Annotated in this window: 21 protein-coding genes and 5 tRNA genes; 14 read left to right on the top strand and 12 right to left on the bottom strand. The window is 37.2% G+C overall.

Annotation, left to right across the window (positions count from 1 at the left end; all coding sequences use genetic code 11):
* Positions 1 to 33: 33 nt before the first annotated feature.
* From CIK00_RS10455 to CIK00_RS10435, 5 genes are all read right to left on the bottom strand, one after another.
* Positions 34 to 1,050 carry a nickel/cobalt transporter gene (locus tag CIK00_RS10455; RefSeq protein WP_308455495.1) on the bottom strand — a complete coding sequence of 339 codons (1,017 nt, stop codon included), beginning with the start codon at positions 1,048 to 1,050 and terminating at the stop codon, positions 34 to 36.
* A gap of 21 nt (positions 1,051 to 1,071) precedes the next feature.
* Positions 1,072 to 1,734 carry a DUF1007 family protein gene (locus CIK00_RS10450; RefSeq protein WP_101768813.1) on the bottom strand — a complete coding sequence of 221 codons (663 nt, stop codon included), beginning with the start codon at positions 1,732 to 1,734 and terminating at the stop codon, positions 1,072 to 1,074.
* A 178-nt stretch (positions 1,735 to 1,912) separates the two neighbouring features.
* Entirely contained in the window at positions 1,913 to 2,377 is a 465-nt protein-coding gene (locus tag CIK00_RS10445) for a MarR family winged helix-turn-helix transcriptional regulator (protein WP_101768812.1), read from the bottom strand.
* Positions 2,377 to 3,363: a DUF2955 domain-containing protein gene (locus CIK00_RS10440; RefSeq protein ID WP_101768811.1), complete on the bottom strand. Its 987-nt coding sequence runs from the start codon at positions 3,361 to 3,363 to the stop codon at positions 2,377 to 2,379. Before CIK00_RS10440 ends, CIK00_RS10445 begins: the two co-directional genes overlap by 1 nt.
* Before the next feature lie 13 nt (positions 3,364 to 3,376).
* The gene (locus tag CIK00_RS10435) at positions 3,377 to 4,426 is read right to left on the bottom strand and encodes an HlyD family secretion protein (RefSeq protein WP_101768810.1); all 1,050 of its coding nucleotides are present in this window, start codon (positions 4,424 to 4,426) and stop codon (positions 3,377 to 3,379) included.
* Between the two features lie 284 nt (positions 4,427 to 4,710).
* On the opposite strand from CIK00_RS10435, the gene lptA reads away from it, so the two are divergent.
* From lptA to CIK00_RS10415, 4 genes are all read left to right on the top strand, one after another.
* Positions 4,711 to 5,199 (top strand): lipopolysaccharide transport periplasmic protein LptA, encoded by a 489-nt coding sequence (gene lptA / locus CIK00_RS10430; protein ID WP_101768809.1) that lies wholly within the window; start codon positions 4,711 to 4,713, stop codon positions 5,197 to 5,199.
* An 11-nt stretch (positions 5,200 to 5,210) separates the two neighbouring features.
* Positions 5,211 to 5,678, top strand: coding sequence for a GNAT family N-acetyltransferase (locus CIK00_RS10425; protein ID WP_101768808.1), 468 nt, complete (start codon positions 5,211 to 5,213; stop codon positions 5,676 to 5,678).
* 320 nt (positions 5,679 to 5,998) lie between these two features.
* A complete protein-coding gene (locus CIK00_RS10420) occupies positions 5,999 to 6,754 on the top strand; it encodes an ATP-binding protein (protein ID WP_101768807.1) in 756 nt (251 codons plus the stop codon).
* Between the two features lie 128 nt (positions 6,755 to 6,882).
* A complete protein-coding gene (locus CIK00_RS10415; RefSeq protein ID WP_101768806.1) occupies positions 6,883 to 7,890 on the top strand; it encodes a transposase in 1,008 nt (335 codons plus the stop codon).
* A 331-nt stretch (positions 7,891 to 8,221) separates the two neighbouring features.
* Here the strand turns inward: CIK00_RS10415 and CIK00_RS10410 are convergent, their stop codons facing one another.
* On the bottom strand, positions 8,222 to 9,373 hold the full coding sequence (locus tag CIK00_RS10410) for an iron-containing alcohol dehydrogenase (protein WP_101768805.1): 1,152 nt from the start codon (positions 9,371 to 9,373) through the stop codon (positions 8,222 to 8,224).
* 210 nt (positions 9,374 to 9,583) lie between these two features.
* Between CIK00_RS10410 and CIK00_RS10405 the strand changes: the two genes are divergently transcribed.
* The 5 genes from CIK00_RS10405 to CIK00_RS10385 all read left to right on the top strand — a co-directional run bounded on the left by CIK00_RS10405 (position 9,584) and on the right by CIK00_RS10385 (position 15,486).
* Positions 9,584 to 10,531, top strand: coding sequence for an AraC family transcriptional regulator (locus CIK00_RS10405; protein ID WP_101768804.1), 948 nt, complete (start codon positions 9,584 to 9,586; stop codon positions 10,529 to 10,531).
* Positions 10,532 to 10,638: 107 nt separating this feature from the next.
* Positions 10,639 to 11,256, top strand: coding sequence for an NAD(P)H-dependent oxidoreductase (locus CIK00_RS10400; protein WP_101768803.1), 618 nt, complete (start codon positions 10,639 to 10,641; stop codon positions 11,254 to 11,256).
* 2 nt (positions 11,257 to 11,258) lie between these two features.
* Complete coding sequence (locus tag CIK00_RS10395) at positions 11,259 to 13,196, top strand: monovalent cation:proton antiporter-2 (CPA2) family protein (protein ID WP_101768802.1); 1,938 nt, start codon at positions 11,259 to 11,261, stop codon at positions 13,194 to 13,196.
* Between the two features lie 215 nt (positions 13,197 to 13,411).
* On the top strand, positions 13,412 to 14,443 hold the full coding sequence (locus CIK00_RS10390; RefSeq protein WP_101768801.1) for an extracellular solute-binding protein: 1,032 nt from the start codon (positions 13,412 to 13,414) through the stop codon (positions 14,441 to 14,443).
* Positions 14,443 to 15,486: a histone deacetylase family protein gene (locus CIK00_RS10385; protein ID WP_101768800.1), complete on the top strand. Its 1,044-nt coding sequence runs from the start codon at positions 14,443 to 14,445 to the stop codon at positions 15,484 to 15,486. The genes CIK00_RS10390 and CIK00_RS10385 overlap by 1 nt, the downstream gene beginning before the upstream one ends.
* Positions 15,487 to 15,664: 178 nt before the next feature.
* Here CIK00_RS10385 and CIK00_RS10380 read toward each other — a convergent pair whose 3' ends face one another.
* Entirely contained in the window at positions 15,665 to 16,549 is an 885-nt protein-coding gene (locus CIK00_RS10380) for a DMT family transporter (RefSeq protein ID WP_101768799.1), read from the bottom strand.
* 155 nt (positions 16,550 to 16,704) lie between these two features.
* Complete coding sequence (locus CIK00_RS10375) at positions 16,705 to 17,412, bottom strand: SDR family oxidoreductase (protein ID WP_101768798.1); 708 nt, start codon at positions 17,410 to 17,412, stop codon at positions 16,705 to 16,707.
* A gap of 204 nt (positions 17,413 to 17,616) precedes the next feature.
* Between CIK00_RS10375 and CIK00_RS10370 the strand changes: the two genes are divergently transcribed.
* Positions 17,617 to 17,707, top strand: a tRNA-Ser gene (locus CIK00_RS10370).
* A 376-nt stretch (positions 17,708 to 18,083) separates the two neighbouring features.
* On the opposite strand, the gene CIK00_RS10365 is transcribed toward CIK00_RS10370, so the two are convergent.
* From CIK00_RS10365 to CIK00_RS21620, 4 genes are all read right to left on the bottom strand, one after another.
* Positions 18,084 to 18,617: a hypothetical protein gene (locus CIK00_RS10365; RefSeq protein ID WP_101768797.1), complete on the bottom strand. Its 534-nt coding sequence runs from the start codon at positions 18,615 to 18,617 to the stop codon at positions 18,084 to 18,086.
* 166 nt (positions 18,618 to 18,783) lie between these two features.
* Positions 18,784 to 20,928: an ExeM/NucH family extracellular endonuclease gene (locus CIK00_RS10360; RefSeq protein WP_101768796.1), complete on the bottom strand. Its 2,145-nt coding sequence runs from the start codon at positions 20,926 to 20,928 to the stop codon at positions 18,784 to 18,786.
* A gap of 54 nt (positions 20,929 to 20,982) precedes the next feature.
* Positions 20,983 to 21,984, bottom strand: coding sequence for a porin (locus tag CIK00_RS10355; protein WP_101768795.1), 1,002 nt, complete (start codon positions 21,982 to 21,984; stop codon positions 20,983 to 20,985).
* A gap of 271 nt (positions 21,985 to 22,255) precedes the next feature.
* Entirely contained in the window at positions 22,256 to 22,384 is a 129-nt protein-coding gene (locus CIK00_RS21620) for a hypothetical protein (protein ID WP_267893088.1), read from the bottom strand.
* 258 nt (positions 22,385 to 22,642) lie between these two features.
* On the opposite strand from CIK00_RS21620, the gene CIK00_RS10350 reads away from it, so the two are divergent.
* The 4 genes from CIK00_RS10350 to CIK00_RS10335 all read left to right on the top strand — a co-directional run bounded on the left by CIK00_RS10350 (position 22,643) and on the right by CIK00_RS10335 (position 23,032).
* Positions 22,643 to 22,733: transfer RNA gene (locus CIK00_RS10350), tRNA-Ser, on the top strand.
* A gap of 47 nt (positions 22,734 to 22,780) precedes the next feature.
* Positions 22,781 to 22,856, top strand: a tRNA-Thr gene (locus CIK00_RS10345).
* Positions 22,857 to 22,865: 9 nt separating this feature from the next.
* Positions 22,866 to 22,950, top strand: a tRNA-Tyr gene (locus CIK00_RS10340).
* Between the two features lie 6 nt (positions 22,951 to 22,956).
* Positions 22,957 to 23,032, top strand: a tRNA-Asn gene (locus CIK00_RS10335).
* Positions 23,033 to 23,132 lie beyond the last annotated feature (100 nt).

Raw genomic sequence — 23,132 nt, 5'->3', positions numbered from 1 at the left:
TCAAGCTAGTCGTTCTTGTTGGTTATCTTTTGATTATAAGACGGGCGACATACCATAGCTGTGACCGTTAAGCAGTAGTAAGCCTAACAACACCAACAGTACGCCACCGAATAATTTTAGAATAATACTGGTCATTGTCCGTTGACGATCATTTGTAGCTAAATAGCGACTCACGATTTTTTTACCAGATAAGGTCAGTAATGCGATGGCTGATGTAGTCAGCGCTGTCCCTACAGCCATTAGTATTGCGCTTATAACACCTAGCCAATACAGTCCAACCATATTGGCAAATAACAATACTAAAATAGCGCCAGTGCAGGGACGGATACCAATACTGAATATGATGACGATATATTCTCGTAAACTGGTAGCCTGATTGATTTCATCAGCATTCGCGAAATGTTTATGACCACAACCACAATTATCGCCATGATCATGGTGGTGCAGCTGTGCCGTTTTAAGTTGCCATGCTTGCTTTAAGCTACGGTAAATAACAATCACCCCAAGTAACAACATTGCCATAAAACTGTAGCTAATAAATTGATCAGCCGCATCGTTTACTTGTCGCATTGATGATTTGAAAAACACCAACAGAATGCTAACGAGTGTAATAGCAACAACGGCTTGTAAAAAAGCCGAAACCACGGTCATGATCAAACTGGCTTTTATTTTTGCAGGGTTCGTAGCGAGATAAGTGGTGACAATCATCTTGCCATGACCTGGGCCTAGCGAATGAAAAATACCGTACAGAAAACTCAAGCCCGCCAATGAATAAGCGGCGGTGATATTTTGTTGCGCGTCGTAAAGTAAATCACTTAATTGACCATTAATATCGCGTTGCCATTTAATACTTTCCATTAGCATTGTTGGCCATTGTTGCCATAAAACATAGCCACTCGCTATAAATAACACTAGAACACTCATTCGTATTACCCATGAGATCGGTGTAGCGCGCGTCTCTGTTTGTTCATGGGCATGTTGGTGATGAGAGCAAGATGATATTGACGGGGGATTATCAGCCTCTAAAGGTAAATGATTGCCGGATTTCATGGGGTAGATCCTAAATTAAAACTATTTAGTGGAAGGCGTCGTGGTGTCGACATCGCAGTGTAGTTTTACTGATTGTGTAAACACTTGCCCTAATTGATTATCAGGATCGGCATCTGCTGGAATCGACATCGCAAAAGTAACTTGTTTTGGTGTTGGATTTGGCTCAACTAATGTAAAACGACATGTTTTTGCTAATTCGGGTGACAAGATAATGTCACTTTTATTATCCCATGACATATCAACATAATAGCTTGGTTCAAAGATCAATAATTTTAACGAATCTTTAGTGATAGTTTTAGGTTTTGCTAGTGGTAATTCAAAAATCAGTGTGGCTTTGGCGCGAGGTTTAACCAATTCACCACCGGCAGGAATATGGTATTTAATTGGGGTTTCATTATCATAAAAATAGGTAAAATAGTGCGCGTTTTTCATGTTTTCCATCACAGATTGCGCGGTGTCTTTTAATGTTTGTTCTTTGTGTGCTGCCGACATATTCTCACCATCAAGCATATAGGCGGTGGTCATGGCATCAAATGTCCATACCATTTTAAACCCTGTAATTTGAGTGCTATTTCCCTCAATGTAGGTTTTCATACTTATCCAAGAATGGGGGTGTGCTTGACTGGTTATCGGTAATAACGCTGCAATGGATAATATAAAACAGGGAAGGGCATTCAAACGCATCTAAGTAGACTCCATATTCATCATTGATGAGTGATAATGATTCAGGGTAAATAGCAATATTCTTGTTATGTTATAACATAGAGCTATTAATGAATCTAGATGAAGATATGGGCATTATTTGAAGAATATTGAGCTGTTAACTATAGAGTACTAACAGCTCATTGCATTATTAAAGGGATTAATTGTCATTGCTTAAAATGAAATCGGTTTTTACTAGCCGACGGCAAAGGGACAATAATTGTTCACACTCTTGTGCGTTAAGGGGAGCATAAAAATCAACTGTAAGCGCTTTAATGATGATATCTGCTTGTTGCTTGACCGTTATCCCTTTCGGCGTAAGCGTTAAATAACGGGCTTTTTTATTGTCAGCACTTTTCTTTGCTTCAACTAATTCACGTTTAATACAATTGTCGATTAAACGTTTTGTTACTGAACGCTCTCGTTGTAATGCTTCGGCAACGGTTTGCTGAGGAATTTCACCTAAATGATCTAATACCCGTAATGCGCCTAACATTTCAAGAGTAATATCAAATTTAGAACTGAGTGATTGGTTCGCAAGGGTTCTAAATTGTTTGTAAGTAATCCCAATGGTAAAGCTTAGGCTACTATCCAATTCGGGTATATTAGTAATAACAGAATGCATTAGGTTCTCTTTGTTGAACATAAAAAATGGATCAAAAACAATATACCTAAAGTCACCGCCAGTTCCCAGCTGCGTAGAAAGGTACTGTTTAAATTAAGAGTATTATTTCCTAAATAGAGCTGAATCGGTAAGACTGTCGCTAAAATAGTATCAGCATGAATATCTCGTTCTGGACCGTTACTGGTACTCATCATCATCGCTAAAGTAAAGATCAGCCCCCCAAGAATAAATGCATAATAAGGAATAATGGTTTGATGTCCCATTATGATAACTGAAAAAATCAGGGCAATCATACAACCCCCAATCTGCGTGATGAATCGTAACTTCACGGTTTTTATATAATTAGCTCGACTTATTTGTGTTGCTGCGGCAATAACAGGTACCAGACAGAAGACAGCTGAAATTAAATTAACAACCATAAGAAATGCGACACTAATACCGAGCAAACTTAGAGTAATAAAACGATGTTGATAACTGATATTAAATGTTGGCATCGGGGTAAAGGGTGGCTGTTTTTGAGTAACCGGAAATAGCCATATCATTGTTTTGGCAACTACCGCAGTAATAATCATCGCCAGTAATATTTCATGGATCCTCATGGGCATATTCATATCAGTATGTTGAGCAAAAATAATGATTAAAATCCAATTAAACGTTGGCATTAATAGTTGATTTAATTTCGCCGGCGTATTGGCTCGACGCCGCATAAAATCAAAGAAAAATAAGCTGATACTCCAAATAATAAAGGGGTGATTATAAAAAAGATTATTGACTATTAATGCTGCACTTGCCGCTATAAATGTGGGTAAAAACATGGCGGCAATACCAGACCATGAAAATTGACGTCCTTTGGTCATTAATAGTGTTGGATAAAGTGCAAAATAAACCGGTGAATTAAAATTAGCCAACTTACCAATTAACATACAAAAGGTGATGGTTAGCGCGATCCGTAGTGCGCTATTCGTGTCATTTTTATTAAACGTCATAACGCCTTGCTCGCTAGTAAATATAGTGAAAAATAGCGACTAACTTGATCCACACTTGCGCTACTGTATTGATAATTGGATTATTGCTTTGCACCATAACACTGGCACGAGCACCTGAAATCAAAGCAGGATTAAGATTATGAACCGAAATACGAGTGCGAATTTTCTGTAGTTCACGGATCCAATGCTTATCGTTAGTCACGCTTGAAAGTTGGTTATTAGGATTTTCAGCATCAAATTCAGCCCGATCTTGACTGCTTATTTCACCCGTAAATACTTTGCCAGGAATCGCATCAAACGCAATGTAGACTAAATGTTGAGGTTGTAACTGAGTCATCCCTTTTTCATTAAAATCGGCACTTAACCAGACATTGTTTTCATTAACGATAAACAGAGCGGGGGTAGCTTGATTAATATAACTCCCCACTTGTAGTTGTAGGTTAGTGATCGTACCTGTCGTTTGGGCAATCACACGGGTATGTGTTAAATCTAATTGTGCTTGAGCAAGTTTAGCTTGGGCCAATTCAACAGCGGCATTGTTAGATTTTCCATTTAACAACGCTTTTATACGTAATACTTCCGCTTTAGCTCCTTGATAAGCACTTTTTGCGACTGCTGCTTGTGTTTGTGCATCATCAAATTGTTGGCGAGTCACTAAGCCTTTATTAATTAATCGTTCAAATCTAGCTAATGAAATAGCCGCATTATGTGATTGTAATTGGCGTTGTTTTAATAATTGATTAGCTGTAACTAACTGTTGAGTTTGCGCTGAATAATTTTGATCCGCTTGGGCTAAATTTGCCTGTGCTTGACGTACTTTAAGCGCATAGGGAGCAGGATCAATGGTAAACAGTAGCTCACCTTTATTGATATTTTGACCATTCTCAACTGCCACATTGGTGATCACACCTGAAACTTGTGGTGAGATATTAGCAACCGCTCGGTACAAGGTTGATTGGGTTGTAAAGGGGGCCACGTTATCACTGATCAATAAAAAGAGGGAAAAACAAGCGACGATAGTGAGTACGCTATAAATAATATATTGATACATTTTTTCTTTCATTTTTGTTACCTATACAACAATAAAGGTGGTAATCTAACGCCAATTTGTTGTACATGCAACAATAAATTGATATGTTTTTATAAGGTATTGATTATATGGAATATCTGATTGGTGATAAGGTATGAAATGAAACAAAAAAATAGCTTTAAGATAAAACTGTAAAAATCAGTTAGAATATAAAGAGAGCGATATATTTTAACTGTGTAAAGGAGAGGGGCAATAGCGTCTTACTTTTCTTGGTATTATCGCGGAAAATTAGCATCACATGATGAGAATAATAAATAATGAAAACAAAGCTATTTACTGCGACGTTACTCTTACTTTTGAGTACATCTGTCTTTGCTGCAACGGCAGAAACAGCACTGCCAATTCAATTATCATCCGTTACCCAAGATGTAGATGTTGTAAATAATACAACGACGTTAATTGGTAAAGTGGATATTGTTCAAGGTGGTATCACCATTAAAGCAGATAAAGCGGTGATTAAATTAAATAGTAAAACTAAAGAATTAAAAACGATTGAAGTGTATGGCAAGCCTGCTCACTTCAAACGTGTAATGAAAGACGGCAAAGTCATTAATGGTGAGTCGAGTTACGGCATCTATACCCCTTCTGATAGCATGATGGTATTAAAGACAAACGCTAAAATAACCCAAGATGGTAATATTATTCGCGCCAATACCATCAGTTATAACCTTAAAGCGCAGTTTATGAAGGCGACAGGCACTAAGTCTCAGCAAGTTAAAACCAAATTATTACCAGAAACGAAGTAAAAGGAATTTTCGTGGAATTAGTAAAAGTTAATGCGAGCAATCTAGCGATCTATTTAAATTTAACTCAAGCCTATGAAGCTGAATTTTCACCATTAACAAAAAAAATGCCTGATGATGAGGGTAAGTTTGCGTTAGATACTCCGATTGAGGGCAATGTCACAGGGTATTTATTGTATATCGAAGGTAAACCGGCAGGATTAGCTGCCATTGCTAACGAGAGTGTTGATCATTACGAAGTGTGTGATTTCTATGTTGTACCCGTATTTCGTAAGAACAAAGCTGGTCAACGTTTTGCCCATACGCTATTTGATATGATGCCGGGTCTATGGCAAAGCAAGCAGATTGAGGGCGCTGATCACGCGATTACATTTTGGCGACGTGCGATTGGCAGTTACACCAATGAAGTATTTGTTGAAGATATTTACCATGATGAATACTGGGGCGATGTTACCCGCCAATGTTTTAAAACCACGGCTTAATTTGCCGTAGTTGTAAATAACTTCATAAATAAAACCCCTATTGTTTATTAAATGATAGGGGTTTTATTTTAGCTGTAGTATTTAAATCGACGATTGTTATTTTCTATCGTGAATTCCTTGAGGGTGATAGGGAATATATTTACTGCGCGTTGTGATTTTAAATAGTAGAAAAACTAGAAACTAAACGGTAAGTGTCGATTTTGTGATTACTATCGGGATTTAAAAGTGAAAATGTAGCTGATTTATATTGTTTTTTATATTATGAAAAGATAAATACGGGTAAGTGGTTTTACCAAACTTCGGAATAATAGGAAGTAATTTTGATCATTAATAAGAACTGGGATCTAGACGTTGCGTTTGAAGTCATCAATGATAGATATTATCCCGGCGGTTTGCAAAGTGGTCCTCAACGAAATCGACAAATTGAAACTTGGGGGCAATTAGTTGGTAAAACTAAAGCACTTGAGCAACTAGATTTGTTGATTGAGAGCTGTGGCTCTATAAATAAAATGTCTCAGTCTATCCGTATGAACTCAGGGAGCATAAAAAAACTTAGAGCGTTTTTTGAATCTCTTCCTGATGAGTTGGAAATGGTTGAAGATAGTGTCCAGCACAGATTCATTGAGGGCGAGGTTTGTTCTCTGGAAGAGGATTTGACCCATGAATTCAAGGAAGTTAAAGGAAATAACCCTGCAAAGTCTATCCAGAACTTAGTTGATGAATATGTGGTTGCATTTCTTAACGGTTCTGGAGGCAGCATTTTTTGGGGTATCTGCGACGATGGTAGAGTAAAGAGTTTACCGCTATCTATAGCGCAAAAGGACGAAATAAATAAAGTTGTTAATGCTAAAATCGGTACGATTGAGCCAGCAATAGATCCAACTAAGATTAATGTTAAATTTCACTCTGTAATAAATGCTGAGAAAGGATACGTTTTAGAGGTGAATGTTCCTAAATCCAATACCATTGGTTTGTTTTTTAATTCTTCCGGAGACACTTGGGTTCGTGTTAATGGGTGTAAACAAAAATTAAAAGGCTTAGCTCTTCAAGACTATATTCTAGATCGTATGCAATAAAACAACTAACAGATAAGGATATGTGTCGCGTAGTCGACACCTATCCATGGGAGCAAAGGACAGCCATAACTTTGCACATCAACTATGAGTAACTACACTTAAGTTTCAAGTTGCTTATGGTGAATCGAATGACAATCTCAAGACGGAAATTGATCGAGCCTCAAATAACGCCTTTTTATCATGTAATTAATCGCTGTGTACGTCGTGCGTACTTATGTGGTGATGATCCGTATAACGGTAAAAGCTATCACCATCGTAGAGGTTGGATAGTAAATAAAATCAAACAATTAGCAGCTGTATTTTGTATTGATGTTTGCGCTTATGCAGTGATGAGTAACCATTATCATTTAGTGCTAAAAATAGACACTGAACAGCAACAAAAGCTAACCCCAGAAGCGGTAATATCACGCTGGTTACAGTTATTTAATGGTCATCCTATTGCAATCGATTTTTTAAAAGAGGGGCAAATCGGCTCTGATAAACAACAAGCATTATCAGACTTAGTGGCTGAATGGCAGCAACGATTAGGCAGTATTAGCTGGTTTATGCGCTGTCTTAATGAAGAAATCGCACGAAAAGCCAATAAAGAAGATCAATGTAAAGGCGCGTTTTGGGAAGGGCGTTTTAAGTCTCAGGCACTACTGGATGAACAGGCGTTATTATCATGCATGATGTACGTTGATTTAAATCCTATTAGGGCTGGCATTACACCTTCACTAGAGCAATCAGATTTTACCTCTATTCAGCAACGTATTCGTGAATACCATCAGAAGAAAACATCCACTAAACCATCTTCATCAAATAAAAGTCACTTCCAATTACTATCCTTTGTTGGCGCAGAACATCAAGCTAAAACAGCAGGGATAAACTTTGCTTTTGTCGATTATCTTGAACTGATTGACTGGACTGGTCGGTGTATTCGAAATGATAAAAAAGGTTTTATTGCACCTAATCAGCCAAAGATTTTACAGAAAATGGGAATAACACCGGATGCTTGGCTTGAGCACAGTGAACAATTTATGGAACATTACGCCAATGTAAGCGGTAAATGGTCCCGAATGTGTGCATTTAAACAACATGTAGGTGGGCATTGGTGCAAAGGGAAATCAGCGAGTCATCAGTTACATCCTAGTTAAATATTTTTTATAATCGAAAGAAAATACTGCAATAACCGTCAGGATTGTGGGTTTTGTCGATCCTGAAATATGGTAATAGAACAGGTTTAGTGATGAATTATAAATAATGAGCTGTAAATTTTAGATTTGAGAGATTATTGCTGGTGGAATGGTTTACTTTTTGAGGACTCTATTTAAGTGTTAAAACATTTGGCTGTCCAAAATGCTCTCTTTCTTGTGGCTGTCCAAGATGGTCTAAGATGTTTATTATAAACTCTGAAAACCACGCACAAAAAAGGCTAGATATAAAATACCTAGCCTTTAAATTTATGGTTATATCATTCAGTGATGATTATAACGCAGTCTCTAAAATTTTGCGGCTGTCTGCAATAGTCAGTTTGCCGTGTTCACCGAGTGCTGTTCTCCCGTGTTTCTCAAGGCTAGCAACTAATACATCAATATCAGCAGTGCCTAGTTCAACATCAGTCAGTGAAGTTGGAACGTCCATTTCTTTAAAGAAAGCAATAGTGCGTGCGATTGCAGCATCAATACGCTCGTCAGTTGTGCCGGTAGTAATACCAAATATGCGCTCTGCATATTGAACTAATTTTGCTTGTTTCTCTTTACGACAAACTTGCATTACCGCAGGTAGCACGATACTTAATGTACGCGCATGATCGATACTGTAGTTACCAGTAAGTTCATGGCCAATCATATGTGTAGCCCAATCTTGTGGAACACCCATACCAATTAAGCCATTCAATGCTTGAGTTGCAGACCACATGATATTGGCACGAACCGCGATATCATCTGGAGTTGCTAGTGCTTTTGGACCTTCTTCGATAAGCGTTAACAATAGGCCTTCAGCAAAACGATCTTGAACTTTAGCATTCACAGGGAAAGTTAAGTATTGCTCCATGGTGTGAACAAAAGCATCCACAACACCGTTAGACACTTGACGAGGAGATAGGCTTAATGTGGTTTGTGGATCTAAGATAGCAAACGTAGGCTTCACTAATGCAGAGCCAAAGAATAGCTTATCGTTACCACGAGAAACCACGGCACCACCGTTAGTTTCAGAGCCTGTTGCTGGTAGTGTTAATACACAACCGATAGGTAGCGCGGCTGTTACTGGTGCTTGGTCATGCAAAATTTCCCATGGATCAGCGCCTTCATAGCATGCAGCTGCGGCAATGAATTTGGTGCCATCAACCACTGAACCACCACCGACTGCTAATAGGAAGTCATAGCCTTCTGCTTTCACTTTAGCAACAGCTTGCATTAGAGTGCCATATTGTGGGTTTGGCTCGATGCCTGAAAACTCGCTCCAATTAAAACCAGTTAGTGCTGCAGAAACTTGCTCATAAACACCGTTACTTTTAATTGAGCCGCCACCGTAGATGACTAAGATCTTTTTATCTTTCGGAATATCATTGGCAATTTCAGCAATTTGACCTTCACCAAAATGAATTTTTGTAGGGCTTTGATACGTAAATTTGTCCATTTTATTTTCCTTAGAACAGCAAACTGAGCTGATTATTATAATGATTTTAGTTATCAGATACTGAGTACCTTAGATGTCTCCAGTCTAGGGGATAATGCGGTTTTACTTAATACATAATTCTCTTTAATGCTTGCCTATTCCTCTTTTGTTGCTGCTATTAATAGTGAATCTCTGCTAAGGTGATGAAAATAAATTCGTGAGTAGATAGTCATGAAAAGTGAAAGTATTACAAAGATAGCTGAACCTCAACCCGCCGCTATACCCTCATCTATAATAACCTTAGCCTATTCGTTATGTGAGTATTATGGGTTAGCGCACCAATCTGCTCGTGTGGATACTAATCTTGCTGGGGTACGGTTATTTAGGATTGATAGTTATCATAAGCATAGTCCGCAAATGTATGAGCAAGGTATTGTTATTATTATTCAAGGCCACAAAACAGGTCATTTAAATCAGCATCAATTTAATTACGATCCACAGCGATGTTTATTAGTTACCACACCTTATCCTATTGTTTGTGAAACCTTTGCCTCACAACAACAGCCATTGATTGGAATTAATATTGATTTTGATTTAACCGTTATTCGCCAGTTAGTCACCATGATTGAATCTGACCAACAACATCAATTTAATTATGAGGGCAGTTGTGGTGTGGCGACGGCAAAGATGACAGAACGCATGTATCGCAGTGTCGAGCAATTATTTGAAGTGTTGCACGATCCTCTTGATGCGATGGTTGTGGGACCATTACTGATTAGGCAGTTGTTTTATTATTTACTGCAAGGCGATCAAGGGTATTTATTAGCGCAATATTGTGAACAAGACAGTGCGTTAGCCAAAATTTCATCGGTAATTGATTATGTACAATTGCATTATGATACTAAATTACAAGTGCATGAGTTAGCGGCAATGGCGGGTATGAGTGTGTCTGTTTTTCATAAAGTGTTTAAACAAGTCGTGACTGATCCACCGCTGCAATATATTAAGAAAATACGATTAAATAATGCCAAGACGTTAATCTTACAACAAGGTATGGCTGCTAATATTGCAGCAGGGCTGGTGGGGTATGAGAGTCCCGCGCAGTTTAGCCGTGAATTTAAGCGTTATTTTGGTTTGCCGCCAAGTAAAATTCATGAAAATGCAGGATTTATTCGGTAATATACCTAAATAGCATTGTTGATATGCAATCATAATAATTATTTATAATATATTGTTTTATTAGCGTAGTATCTATCAAAGACAAGACAACAATAATAAGGAAAACAATGTCTGCTTTTCAAAAAAAAGTGTTGATTTTATTTGCTCATCCGTCGCAAAACCGTTCTGAAATCAATGTACCGTTATTTAATGCATCTAAAGGTTTTGATCACGTTACCACCGTGGATTTATATGCTGAGTACCCCAATTTTCGTATTGATATCGACAAAGAACAGCAACGGTTACGCGATCATGATGTGATTGTATTTATGTTCCCATTATATTGGTATTCCACCCCGTCGTTATTAAAAGAATGGCAAGATTTAGTACTGGAATATGGCTTTGCTTATGGTAGCGAAGGTAAGGCGTTAGTCGGAAAAAAATTCCTCTGTGCGCTTACCGCAGGTGGCTCTGAATCAAGTTATCGTAAAGAAGGTTTTAACCACTTTACGATTCGCCAGTTATTACAGCCGTTAGAGCAAATGGCAGAATTAACGGGAATGGAGTTTTTAGCGCCGTTTGCTTTATTTGGTGCTGGCACTGCCACGGAAGAACAACGCATTTCCAAACACTTAACTAATTGGCGTCGAGTGTTAATGGCTATTAAAGAAGATAAACTCGATTATGATGTCGCGAGTAAATTATCAAAATTAAATCATAGTATTGATCTTGTGATCGCGGAGTAGCCATGACCGGAATATTTTTACAGGCATTTATTTATTTAGTTGCTGCGGTGATTGCGGTGCCGATTGCTAAACGCTTTGGGCTCGGCTCTGTATTGGGCTATTTAATTGCTGGTGTTGTTATTGGTCCTGTTATTGGTCTAGTTGGCAGCGAAACCACTACGATTCAGCATTTTGCTGAGTTCGGAGTGGTAATGATGTTATTTATTGTTGGCTTAGAACTTGAACCAAAAATGTTGTGGGGCATGCGCCATCGTTTATTAGGGTTAGGTGGCTTACAAGTTGTGGTGACTGCAGCGGTGGTAATGGGGATTGCCAGTGCGTTAGGTATCAGTTGGACTTATGCTTTAGCAATTGGTTTGATCTTTTCATTGTCATCAACCGCGATTGTGCTGCAAACCTTTAATGAAAAAGGGTTAAGTAAAACTGAAGGCGGAAAAAGTGCATTTTCAGTATTACTGTTTCAAGATATTGCCGTTATTCCAATGCTGGCATTGATTCCGTTACTTGCCTTACCTGAATTGGTGGAAAAAGCGCAATCAACTGTAACGGCTGCGGCTGAACATCATGAAGATCTTAGTTTAGTGGCAGGTTTGCCTGGTTGGGGTTACGCAATTGTAGTGATCCTTGCTATTGCAGGTGTTGTGGTGGGTGGACATTATCTTAGCCGACCATTATTCCGTTTTGTGGCGGCATCAGGTTTACGTGAAATTTTCACTGCCACCGCATTAATGTTGGTGATTGGTATTGCCGCGTTAATGAGTTTAATTGGTTTATCGCCAGCGTTGGGAACGTTCCTTGCGGGTGTGGTATTGGCAAACAGTGAATTCCGCCACGAGTTAGAATCAAATATTGAACCGTTTAAAGGTTTATTGTTAGGGCTGTTCTTTATTACTGTTGGTGCTGGCATTAACTTTGGTATTTTGTTTGATCAGTTTGGCACCATTATTGGATTAACTCTTGGTGTGATGCTAATTAAGGCATTGGTATTATTGATTTTATCCTTTATTTTTAAAATTAAAGGTAGTGACCGATGGTTATTTGCGCTTAGCTTGGCACAAGCGGGTGAATTTGGGTTTGTATTATTGAACTACACCGTTCAAAACAATGTATTGCCTGCTGAATTAGGTCAAACGTTATCATTGGTTGTGGCATTGTCGATGTTCTTAACCCCAGGGTTATTTATATTATTTGATAAAGTGATTTTACCTCGATTTAGTGCGTCAAAAAATGAACGTGAAGCAGATGAAATAGATGAACAAGGTAAAGTGATCATTGCTGGTATCGGTCGTTTTGGTCAGATTGTGAATCGCTTATTAACCTCAAATGGCATGCAAACTGTGGTACTCGATCACTCTGTGACTCAAATTGATAATATGCGTCAAATTGATATAAAAAGCTTCTTTGGTGATGCTACCCGTCATGATTTGTTGCATACCGCAGGTATTGAAGATGCCAAAGTGTTTGTAGTGGCGATTGACGATCAAGAACGTGCTACCGAGTTAGTGCATTATATTAAACAAACTTATCCGCATGTTCGTGTGTTAGCGCGCGCTTATGATAGGGGACATCATTATTCATTACGCTGCGCAGGTGCTGATTATGTGATCAGTGAAACCTACCGTTCAGCGTTAGCGATGGGTGCACAAGCTTTGAAAGAACTAGGCGTACATCCATTTAGAGCCGAACAGCAAAAAGAAATGTTTGTTGAAACGGAAGCGAAGAGTAAAGAATTGTTGTATCAAACATGGAGTGATAGCACCGAAGAAGATCATTTTAATGCGTCTTATGTTGAATTGTTTATGCAGTTAGAACAAACATTAGGTGAGGCCATGAAACAAGAGCGTACCGATAAACACACTAAATCGGAACGTGGTTGGACGCCGCCACCGAAAAACTTTATCGAAGAAGCAGAACAAATGCAGGCAGATAAGAATAACTAACCGTTGAGTGAGTTATTCTTGATTTAAAAGAGTAACTGCAATTGAGTTAATAAGACGCTAACTGTTTAATCAGTAGCGTCTTTTTTTTATATTATTGAAATTATATCTGTGTAGCATTTGCATACAATTTCTAAATAACGGCTTAAATATATTTATGTTATTGTCAATTGTAAAAGCTTATATCGAGCTTTATTTGCATATTGGTAATAGGTGAAATGTTTAAAAAGAATCTACTTGCATCGCTTCTACTTAGCTCTTTCGTCGCTCAACCTGCTCTCGCTGATACAACATTGAATATTTACAATTGGTCTGAATATTTACCAACAGAACTATTGACGCAATTTACGAAAGAAACCGATATTAAGGTTAACTATTCAACGTTTGAAAGTAATGAAACGATGTATACCAAGATCAAAATGATCAATGGTAAAGGGTATGATTTGGTTTTTCCATCTACTTATTATGTGTCTAAAATGGCCGATGAAGGCTTATTAGCGAAACTTGACCATAGTAAGATCACCGCATTTTCTAAACTAGACAGCACGATTTTAAATCAACCATTTGATCCTAATAATCAGTATTCTATTCCTTATCTTTGGGGCAGTACCGCTTTAGGTTATGACAGTGATCATATTGATAGTAAACAAATCACTCACTGGAAAGATCTGTGGAAACCTGAATTTAAAGGTAATGTGTTATTAACTGACGATCCACGCGATGTGTTTGGCATGGCACTGATTATGAACGGCCATAGTGTTAATAGCCGTGATGAAGCTGAAATTAAACAAGCTTACGAAACGTTGAAAACCTTAATTCCAAATGTCGCAGTGTTTAATTCAGATGCGCCACACATTCCTTATATTGCTGGTGAAGTATCAGTAGGAATGCAATGGAACGGTACTGCGGTACGTGCTGAAAATGAAAATCCAGCACTTAAATTTGCTTATCCTCAAGAAGGTACTATTTTCTGGATGGATAACATGGTGATCCCTGATGCGAGTGAGCATAAAGATGCCGCTTACCAATTCATTAATTTCTTATTAAAGCCTGAGAACCAAGCTAAAATTATCACAGAAATTGGCTATGCTGCGCCTAATTTAGAAGCATTAAATAATCTTCCTGACAATATTCGTCAGAGTGAGATTATCTTCCCACCGAAAGCGATTAAGCAAAAAGGTCAATTTTTAGCGGATGTTGGTGACGCAACGGCACTCTACCAGCGTTACTGGATGGAGTTAAAGAAATAATGAAAGTTATCTATACTGAAAAACAACGTTTACACCATGTTCGTTTTGAATTTTTAAATGGTGAAGCAACCCCATGTTTTGAAAAACCAGAACGTGCAGATATGGTGCTGAATGCGTTAAATAACCATGGTGGTTTTACGATTGTAGAGCCTAATAGCTATGGTGATGCACCGATGCGTTGGGTTCATACCGATGATTATGTTGATTTTCTTGCAAGTTGCTGGGATCAGTGGGTAGAAACCTTTGGTGATGTGCATGATGCCTCGCCATATTGTTTTGCGCCAGCACGTCATTTGCGTAACCGTATTCCTAAAGATATTGAAGGCCGCTTAGGGTATTACAGCTTTGATATGACTGCGGCTATTACTGCTGGTTCTTGGAAAGCGATTGTTGCGGCGACAGAATGTGCTTTAACAGGGGTTGATTTAATTAAACAAGGCGAGCATGCCGCGTTTGCATTATGTCGCCCACCGGGTCACCATGCTGCCCCTGATTTAATGGGCGGTTATTGTTATGCTAATAATGCGGCGATTGCAGCTGAAAGCTTTGTTCGTCAAGGTGCTAAGCGAGTTGCTGTATTAGATATTGATTACCATCACGGTAATGGTACGCAAAGTATTTTCTATAATCGTAGTGACGTATTGTTTACGTCTATTCATGGTGATCCTGATTATGATTATCCGCATTATTTAGGCTTTGCTGATGAAGACGGTGAAGGTGAAGGATTAGGCTTTAATCTTAACTTACCATTACCACTGCACACGACTGATTGGTCAGTGTATGAGCCAGTATTGGCGCAAGCATTGGCTCGTATTGCAGAATATAAGCCTGAAGCATTAGTGATTTCATTAGGCATGGACACCTTTGCCGATGATCCTATCAGTTACTTTAAATTGATGCGTAACGATTATCAAAATATTGGCTGGATGATTGGCTTATTAAATATTCCAACACTATTTGTTTTTGAAGGTGGTTATGCGGTAGATGATTTAGGTCATAACACCGTCGCCGTCCTTGATGGATTTAATAAAGCACTGGTTTAAGATTGTTGTAATAAGAAAATCATGCGGTATGAAAAAGCGATAGCCTAATGGTTATCGCTTTTTTATTACAGATATCCTACGCAAGTAACGTTAAAGCCACCTATAAGCTGTGGCTAAAAATAGTATATTCAGGGTCTTAATCTTTGTATGTAGGACGGTTAGGCCATGAAATATTTTATTATTCGTTAACAGCAATTGCTTGAATAGAATCTTTTTTATGCCGCTTTCTTTCGACTTTGGCTAGCCATAATAATGGTGCAATGATCATTATCGTGCCCACTAAAGTTGTTATATCTGGCACTTCGTTAAACAATAAATAACCTACTATTACTGCGCCAATTAAACCACTGTATTCAGCACTGGCGATTTTATTACTTTCCGCTGCTCGATAGGCTACCACGCATGTTGCGGCATACACCAAAATTAATGCACTAGAGCCTGAAGCGGTAATCAGTGGTGACCAATCCCATGGTTTATTTTCCCACAATGCTAATGCGAGTGATGCAGGCATACCGATTAAGTTTGTGAGTAATAATGTTTGGGCAACGCTCTGTTGGGTGGGTAGTTTACGAATAAAAAGGTTGTTTACTGCAATAGTGAATGCGACGACTAATGCTCCAAATGCCGCCCAGCTAATGTCTGTCGGACGCACAATGACTAACACACCAGCAAAGCCAATAATACCGGCAGCAATAGAATAGCGACTGAGTTTTTCGCCGTAAACAAGCATTGCTAACGGAAGCATGATCAAGGGTGCTGCATAGAAAATAGCATTAGCAGTTGCTAAGGGTAAGCTGCTCAATGAAATCACCATAAACACAGCGCCTAATAACCACACATGAGCGCGTACACAATGCCATTTTAAGCCAACTAAAAAGCTCTGTTTGGTCGCACGTAAGCAAAAAGGGAGCAAGATGATGACTGCTGATAATTGACGGAAAAATACAAATTGGAATACTGCGGCATCTTTACCCATGGTTTTTATTAGTGCATCAGAAAATACAGCAACCAAATTACCAATAATTAAAATGGTCATAGCAAAGCCAACAGAACGTTTTTTCATTGTACCTACCGAGAGAAACAAGGTGAATGGTGGTGCTGATTGAAGTTAAGAAACGCAAACAACAACATTAAGAAGCCTGTATATTATGATGAATTTCACATTATGTATAATAATATAACATGTGTTCTATTAGTATTGTTTATGCTTAAAAGATATCACCAAGGAAGAATGTTACCGTTATAACTTAAAAATTGCCCCGTTTCTTGTGGTGTAAGTATAGCCAATAAATGTAATAAGCATTGCGCAGTATAAGTGGGTGTAAATAATTTATGTGGCGCAACATTACGTTGAAAGGGTTCCGATAGTGCGCTTGCGGTTGTACCGGGATGAAAAGCAATCACACAACAGTGGGGGAGTTTGGTTTGCCATTCAATACTAATAGTTTTAATCGCCATATTAAGTGCCGCTTTTGAGCTACGATAACTGATCCAGCCGCCTAATTTATTATCTTCAATGCTGCCGACCTTCGCTGAAATAGTTATAAAATAACTGCGTGGTGATGTTTTTAGTGGAGTCATAAAATGTTTAGCAATTAATAAGCTTGGCAGGGTATTAATTTGAATGTTAGTTTGGAAAAAAGCAACATCAAATTGTTGAATAGACTTTTCAGGCTGATGTTTCGCAGTGTGAAGCATACCGACAGCATTGATCACAACATCAAGTTGAGGTAGTTGTTTTGCCAGTGCTGCTATCTGGTTTTCAAGGCTAATATCAAGATGATGCCAATGTAGCTGCGAATGTTGATATTGAGGCTGGTGGCGAAAAAATGTCGCATGGATGTTTGCATGGGGTTTAATGATTAATAACTGTTGGATAATCGCTAATCCAATGCCTCCAGTTCCTCCAATAATTAATATGTTCATGAAATCTTCCTTGAAATAGTAACGTTATTATTCGTCAATACTGTAACAATGGCTGCTAAATTGAATTATAGCGAGCCGTTCATAACATTAATTATGTGATTAAATAGTCAATATTTAATTATCAGGATAATAATTACCCACTTAAATTCCTTTTTGGAATAAACGCTTTACAGAAAACTCTGATCGCTATAATATACGCCGCATGGAGAGATGGCTGAGCGGTTGAAAGCACTGGTCTTGAAAACCAGCATACGTTTATAGCGTATCTAGGGTTCAAATCCCTATCTCTCCGCCAAATTTTTAAAAAGCCAGCATTTAGATGTTGGCTTTTTTTCGTCTAAGTAAAAGTAGTAATATATTTAATTGGTGCAATAAAAACGGGTTCAAATCCTCTAATGCCTAAATCAGCTCCGCCAAATTTAAGAAAGCCGTTAAGAATTTAGCGTTTTTTCGTCTAAGTAAAAGTAGCAATATATTTAATTGGTACAATAAAACAGGTTCAAATCCTCTACTACCTAAATCGTATTTTTTCGTCATACCAGCGAGATAGGGGAGCGATTATCAGTATGTTGTAGAATAACCTCGTTGATGATAACGAGGCTTTTATTATATCTACCATCGAGATGAGAAAATGTTGAAGGCTAGTTTGTTTTTGATGGTGGTTGAGTGTATTAAAGAGCTAACGCATTATGCACATTGATATTGTATTTTATAATATGTGATATAAATAATAACCGTTCAACTTTTAAATCAGTTAATCGATGTAAATCATATTCTGATGGATATTGATGATTAAGATCTAATAAATTAAATTGGTCATCAATAATTATTTCTTTTTTTAATGATTTCATTATTAATGAATGACAATAATCTTGAGGTGAATCTTCAATTGATATTTTTTTTATTATTTCATCAATAGATATTACATTTCTATATTCAAAAAAATCAAATAATTGATCTTCAATAACGCTGGCTAATTTTTCAGTATCAATATGACTATTCTTTAATATTTTATTATATTCAACGGTAACTCTAACTTTTGGGCTGGAAACTGATTTTTCCTTTAGAACAATATCAAGAATACAAGCTGTATTATATTTGTGAAACCAAGATCGAATTCTTTTTTCAACATCAGATTGATAAAGAAACGGTTTTATCCATGCTTTATTTAATGATATTGAAAGTGATTTTGCAGAACTAAGCATGTAATCAGTATCCTAAAATAGATGAGGTATGATTACATCACTATATGAGATTCGATTTTATGATAATCATCACATTGCAAACATGAATAAACTGTAAATTATTAGAATTATCAATAATGTTACTTTCCAAAGTAAAGAGGCTTGTTAAGCCTCTTTCTTATATTGGTTATTTATTATTCTTTTTTCTTAATAAAAGTATTCCAAACAAGGAAATTAATCCCATTACACCTGTTGAACCACCGGAATGTTTATCTTTTTCCGTATCTTTGACCTGTTCTTTAATTTTTAAATCTATGACTGCAGGATCGTGATCCGATGCGCGGTAGATATCCTTATAACGAGGAGAACATGTATTTTTATTACAATTGTTTTTATCTGCATATTCTAATAACGTAGTTTCGCCAGCATTAATATTCCAATCTGTAGCATCGACAACCTTACTTTTTAGATCTGGTGATAATAGAATATAATCTAACGTACCAATATTATTTTGATATGAAAAGCTGTATGAATCTGGATGTAATTGACGGATGATATTGGTATAGCCATAATTTTTATTGATGACTTTACCTTCTGGTCCATATAATGGTGTACCTGTCTTTTTATCTCCACCAATATAAGTATATGCTGCGGCTTTAATAATATGATCTTTAGGTACATTATCTCGATTAGTTAATACGATGACGGGATCTTCATTTGCGTATGAATTTAAATCGCCTATAATAATTTTTGAACCGGAAATTTTAGCTAATGCTTCACCTAAATGTTCAGCAGCAGCAACCCGTAAATTCTCACATGAGCCTTGTTTATCTGCATCAAGCTGTTCACTTGTATTTACATCTTCCCAGCAAGTAGAGCCTTTTGATTTAAAATGGTTAACAGAGATGGTTAAGGTTTTATCTGTGCCATTGATTTTAAAGGTTGGAGCAATGGTATCTCGTTGATGATTAATACCATTTTCGTTTCTTTTCTTATTTTTTTCATCGGTATACTTAACGGCAGGTGCATGTTGCTCTGGCATTTTTATTATACGATACTGCTCTAATGTGACTTTATTTGGTTTGTAAATCACTTGGCTTGAAATCGCATCACCACCAACAAATTTTTCACCATTATTGGGTTTTACATAAGCGTAATGTTCTGCTGGATCTTTTATTCGATCATTAATCTTAGTAACTAGATCGTTAACGGCTGAATCTGATTTAAAACCATTATTTTCAATTTCCATTAGACCGACAATATCAGCCTGCATTCGCACAATGGCTTTAGCAATTTTAGTGCTTTGTAGGTCAAATTCCTCTTGTGTCATTGCGCCACGGTTTTGTTTTAATGGATTTTGAGTCTCATGCGTAAATGGGGAATTGAAGTAATTAAGAACATTAAAACTAGCGATTCGTAAATCTCCGCCTTGTTTTAATACTGGCGCGTCAGTTCTATCGTTTGTATGAATAAATGTCTTTGTATCGGCCTCATTGGTGACATAGAAACGATAATCGCCATACGAATAACCTATTACACCTTCTAAGCCATCAACAACATCACCAATACGAATATAATTATCAGTTGTTCCGGTGCCGTTATCTGCACCAAAGGTTGGATACCAAGGAATATCACCGTTGGGTGCTTTGGTAAAAGATTCAATAACTAATAAATCATTGGGTTGTTTTGCATGAGAGGTTGTTGGCGCATGGGTTTGATTAGGGTGTACGTTGACAGTTCCATATGAAAGTAACATATTGCTACGGTACGAATTAAAATCAAAACCATAATTTTTTGTGACGTTTAGATCTGAATTCTCATTAATACGTACGAGCATTCCTTCGTAACGTTCTAAATCAAATTTATTGGCATTATCAAAGGTTAAAACAGTAATCGGCGGTAATGGGTTATCATTAGTTAATATTTTAATACTTTCGACATTAATTAATTTAGTCCACTTAAAATCTTCGCTAATATTTGCAATGACATTAACTTCTTGTCCTGTTTTCAAGCCTGTTATTTTGCTTGTTTGAACAAAAATACCATCAGATGTCTTAGGGTTATTATCTGTTGCGGCTTGCATGAAAAAGCCTTGTTTTAGATCTTTACCTAAATTATGTTGCTGAATAGCTGTAATAATACCGTTTACTTGATATTGTTGAGTCGATATATGTTTATCTAGGGCAATAGGAGTGTATTCGCCTTCTCCTTGAATACCTTGAATGGTTAATGTTTCTATTTCATTTTTGTCTTGATCATCAGCGGCATATAGTTGAAAACTAAATGATGAAATAGTGGCGCCAATAATTATCGCTAAAATATTTTTTTTCATGAATTACGTTCCATGTGTATAACAAGATATTTTATTATTCAATTTTTTTAAGGCTTAAAACCAATAGTATGCTTTTAGATAACCTAATGTACCTGTATTTCCACCCATGGCAGCTTCTGCAACGAGTTTTACATTTTTGGCATACATATATTGTGTACCGATAACTACATGTTGGTCGTCTTTATCATTATTATCATCATCGTAAACATTACCCACAACATAACCTGTTAATTGGCTCGTAATGTCGTAAGAACCCGATAATACATATGTCATGCTATTTTTGTTTACACCATCACGGTCTGAATAAGAAGTGAATCCACCAATAGCAAATTTATTAATTTTATATTTACCGTGTAATGAATATAACTCGCCACGATTATGTACTGTTTCAGCTGCAGCAATGACGGTTAGGTTGTTAGTAAAGTAGCCGGCATAGCCATTAATAACTTCTCCTTCACGGGAGTCAGTAATATATGATCCTCTTTTCTTGAGGAATACGCCATTTTCATCATAGATGGATTGAGCATCTTGTTCGAAATCCCAACCTTTGGCTGAATATGAGATACCGACTTTTAAATCTCCAAATTCGCCACGGTATTTAATAGTGTTATCTTGATCGCCAGCTTCTGATACTTCATCGGCAAGTTGATTTGAGAAATCACCAAAAGCGTCATAGTGATCATAAGCGGTATCTGTTCGACCAAATTCTACTGTTTGTTTATCAGTTAAAAAATAACCGACATAAGCTTTATCAATAACTAATCTAAAGTTGTTTTCATAAGTCCAATCTGTGCGTTCGGCATCAATTTCTAATTTGGCATAAAATTTATTAGTTTGTCCTTTAATACCAATAGTTCCAAAAGAGTCATCAACATAAGATTTAGATTTATCGCCAAAAGGGGATTTGTCTCTTTTCGTAACAATGGTTCCACCAATTTCAGCACCACCATAAATATCTAATCTATCGCCATTAGCTTTTTTATAAATAGTGGCTGATTGTGCGAAGCTACTCATAAAAAGTGATGAAATAGCAATTACTAATATTTTCTTTTTCATTTTATTTACTCACAGATTAAATGCTTTGAGTAAAATACCTCTATGGAATAACTTTGGTGTAGCAATTAATGGCTATAAATTCATATTTCTGATTGAAGTGTGATGTTCGGCAAAGCAAACGATTGCATTTGGGGTGAAATTTGGAGCAAGATCAATGTTTCAAATGGCGGGAGGTTAAAGAATTAACTGTATTGGTGATGGCGATTGTTCATCTTATCGGGGATATTTACTTTTAGGCATATGATACGTTAACAATTAAGTCTTTATTTGATTAGTGTTTAATACTGTGTGTCGCCTCAATATTGCCATGGGCTTGAATAATAGTACCTTGAGATAAGCTACAACCATTTATCGAGATAGAGAATAAAAACAAGATAAAGATGTTTTTTACAGTAATCATTCATAAATCCAATGTGAGTAATGATATAACAAAGTCTACCTGTACTATTCATTGGTAACAAGGATGTAAAAATTAACTACTATGTTATAAAGTCCAGACTAGTATCAATGTATAGATAGATGACGTTCTAGCATTGATGGCTTATTGGTCTTATTTTGATTGTTTTTAGTAATGATTGATGGATAAAAATGCAGTCGATATTTTTTTTACTATTTTCACTTTACAGTGAGCTTAGTCAACTATATTATTCGCTGCATTGGAGAGATGGCTGAGCGGTTGAAAGCACTGGTCTTGAAAACCAGCATACGTTTATAGCGTATCTAGGGTTCAAATCCCTATCTCTCCGCCAAATTTAATTGCTGAGTTTCGACTTGGCAATAAAACAGAAATTAGTGTGCCGACTTAGCTCAGTAGGTAGAGCAACTGACTTGTAATCAGTAGGTCACCAGTTCGACTCCGGTAGTCGGCACCATTAAATTTCGGTGGGATTCCCGAGTGGCCAAAGGGAGCAGATTGTAAATCTGCCGGCATCGCCTTCGAAGGTTCGAATCCTTCTCCCACCACCATATAATTCCTTCTTAGTTCAGTTGGTAGAACGGCGGACTGTTAATCCGTATGTCACTGGTTCAAGTCCAGTAGAGGGAGCCAAATAGAGAAGCCTGCAAGCAATTGCGGGCTTTTTTACGTCTGAAATTTGGCAACAGTTGAATGGTAAAGGTGCGAATCTTCCTCCCACCACCATATAATT

The sequence above is a fragment of the Photobacterium carnosum genome, assembly GCF_002849605.1.
GTDB lineage: Bacteria > Pseudomonadota > Gammaproteobacteria > Enterobacterales > Vibrionaceae > Photobacterium > Photobacterium carnosum.
The sequence above is the reverse complement of the archived record's forward strand: the minus strand, read 5'-3'. Positions and strand labels throughout refer to the sequence as shown.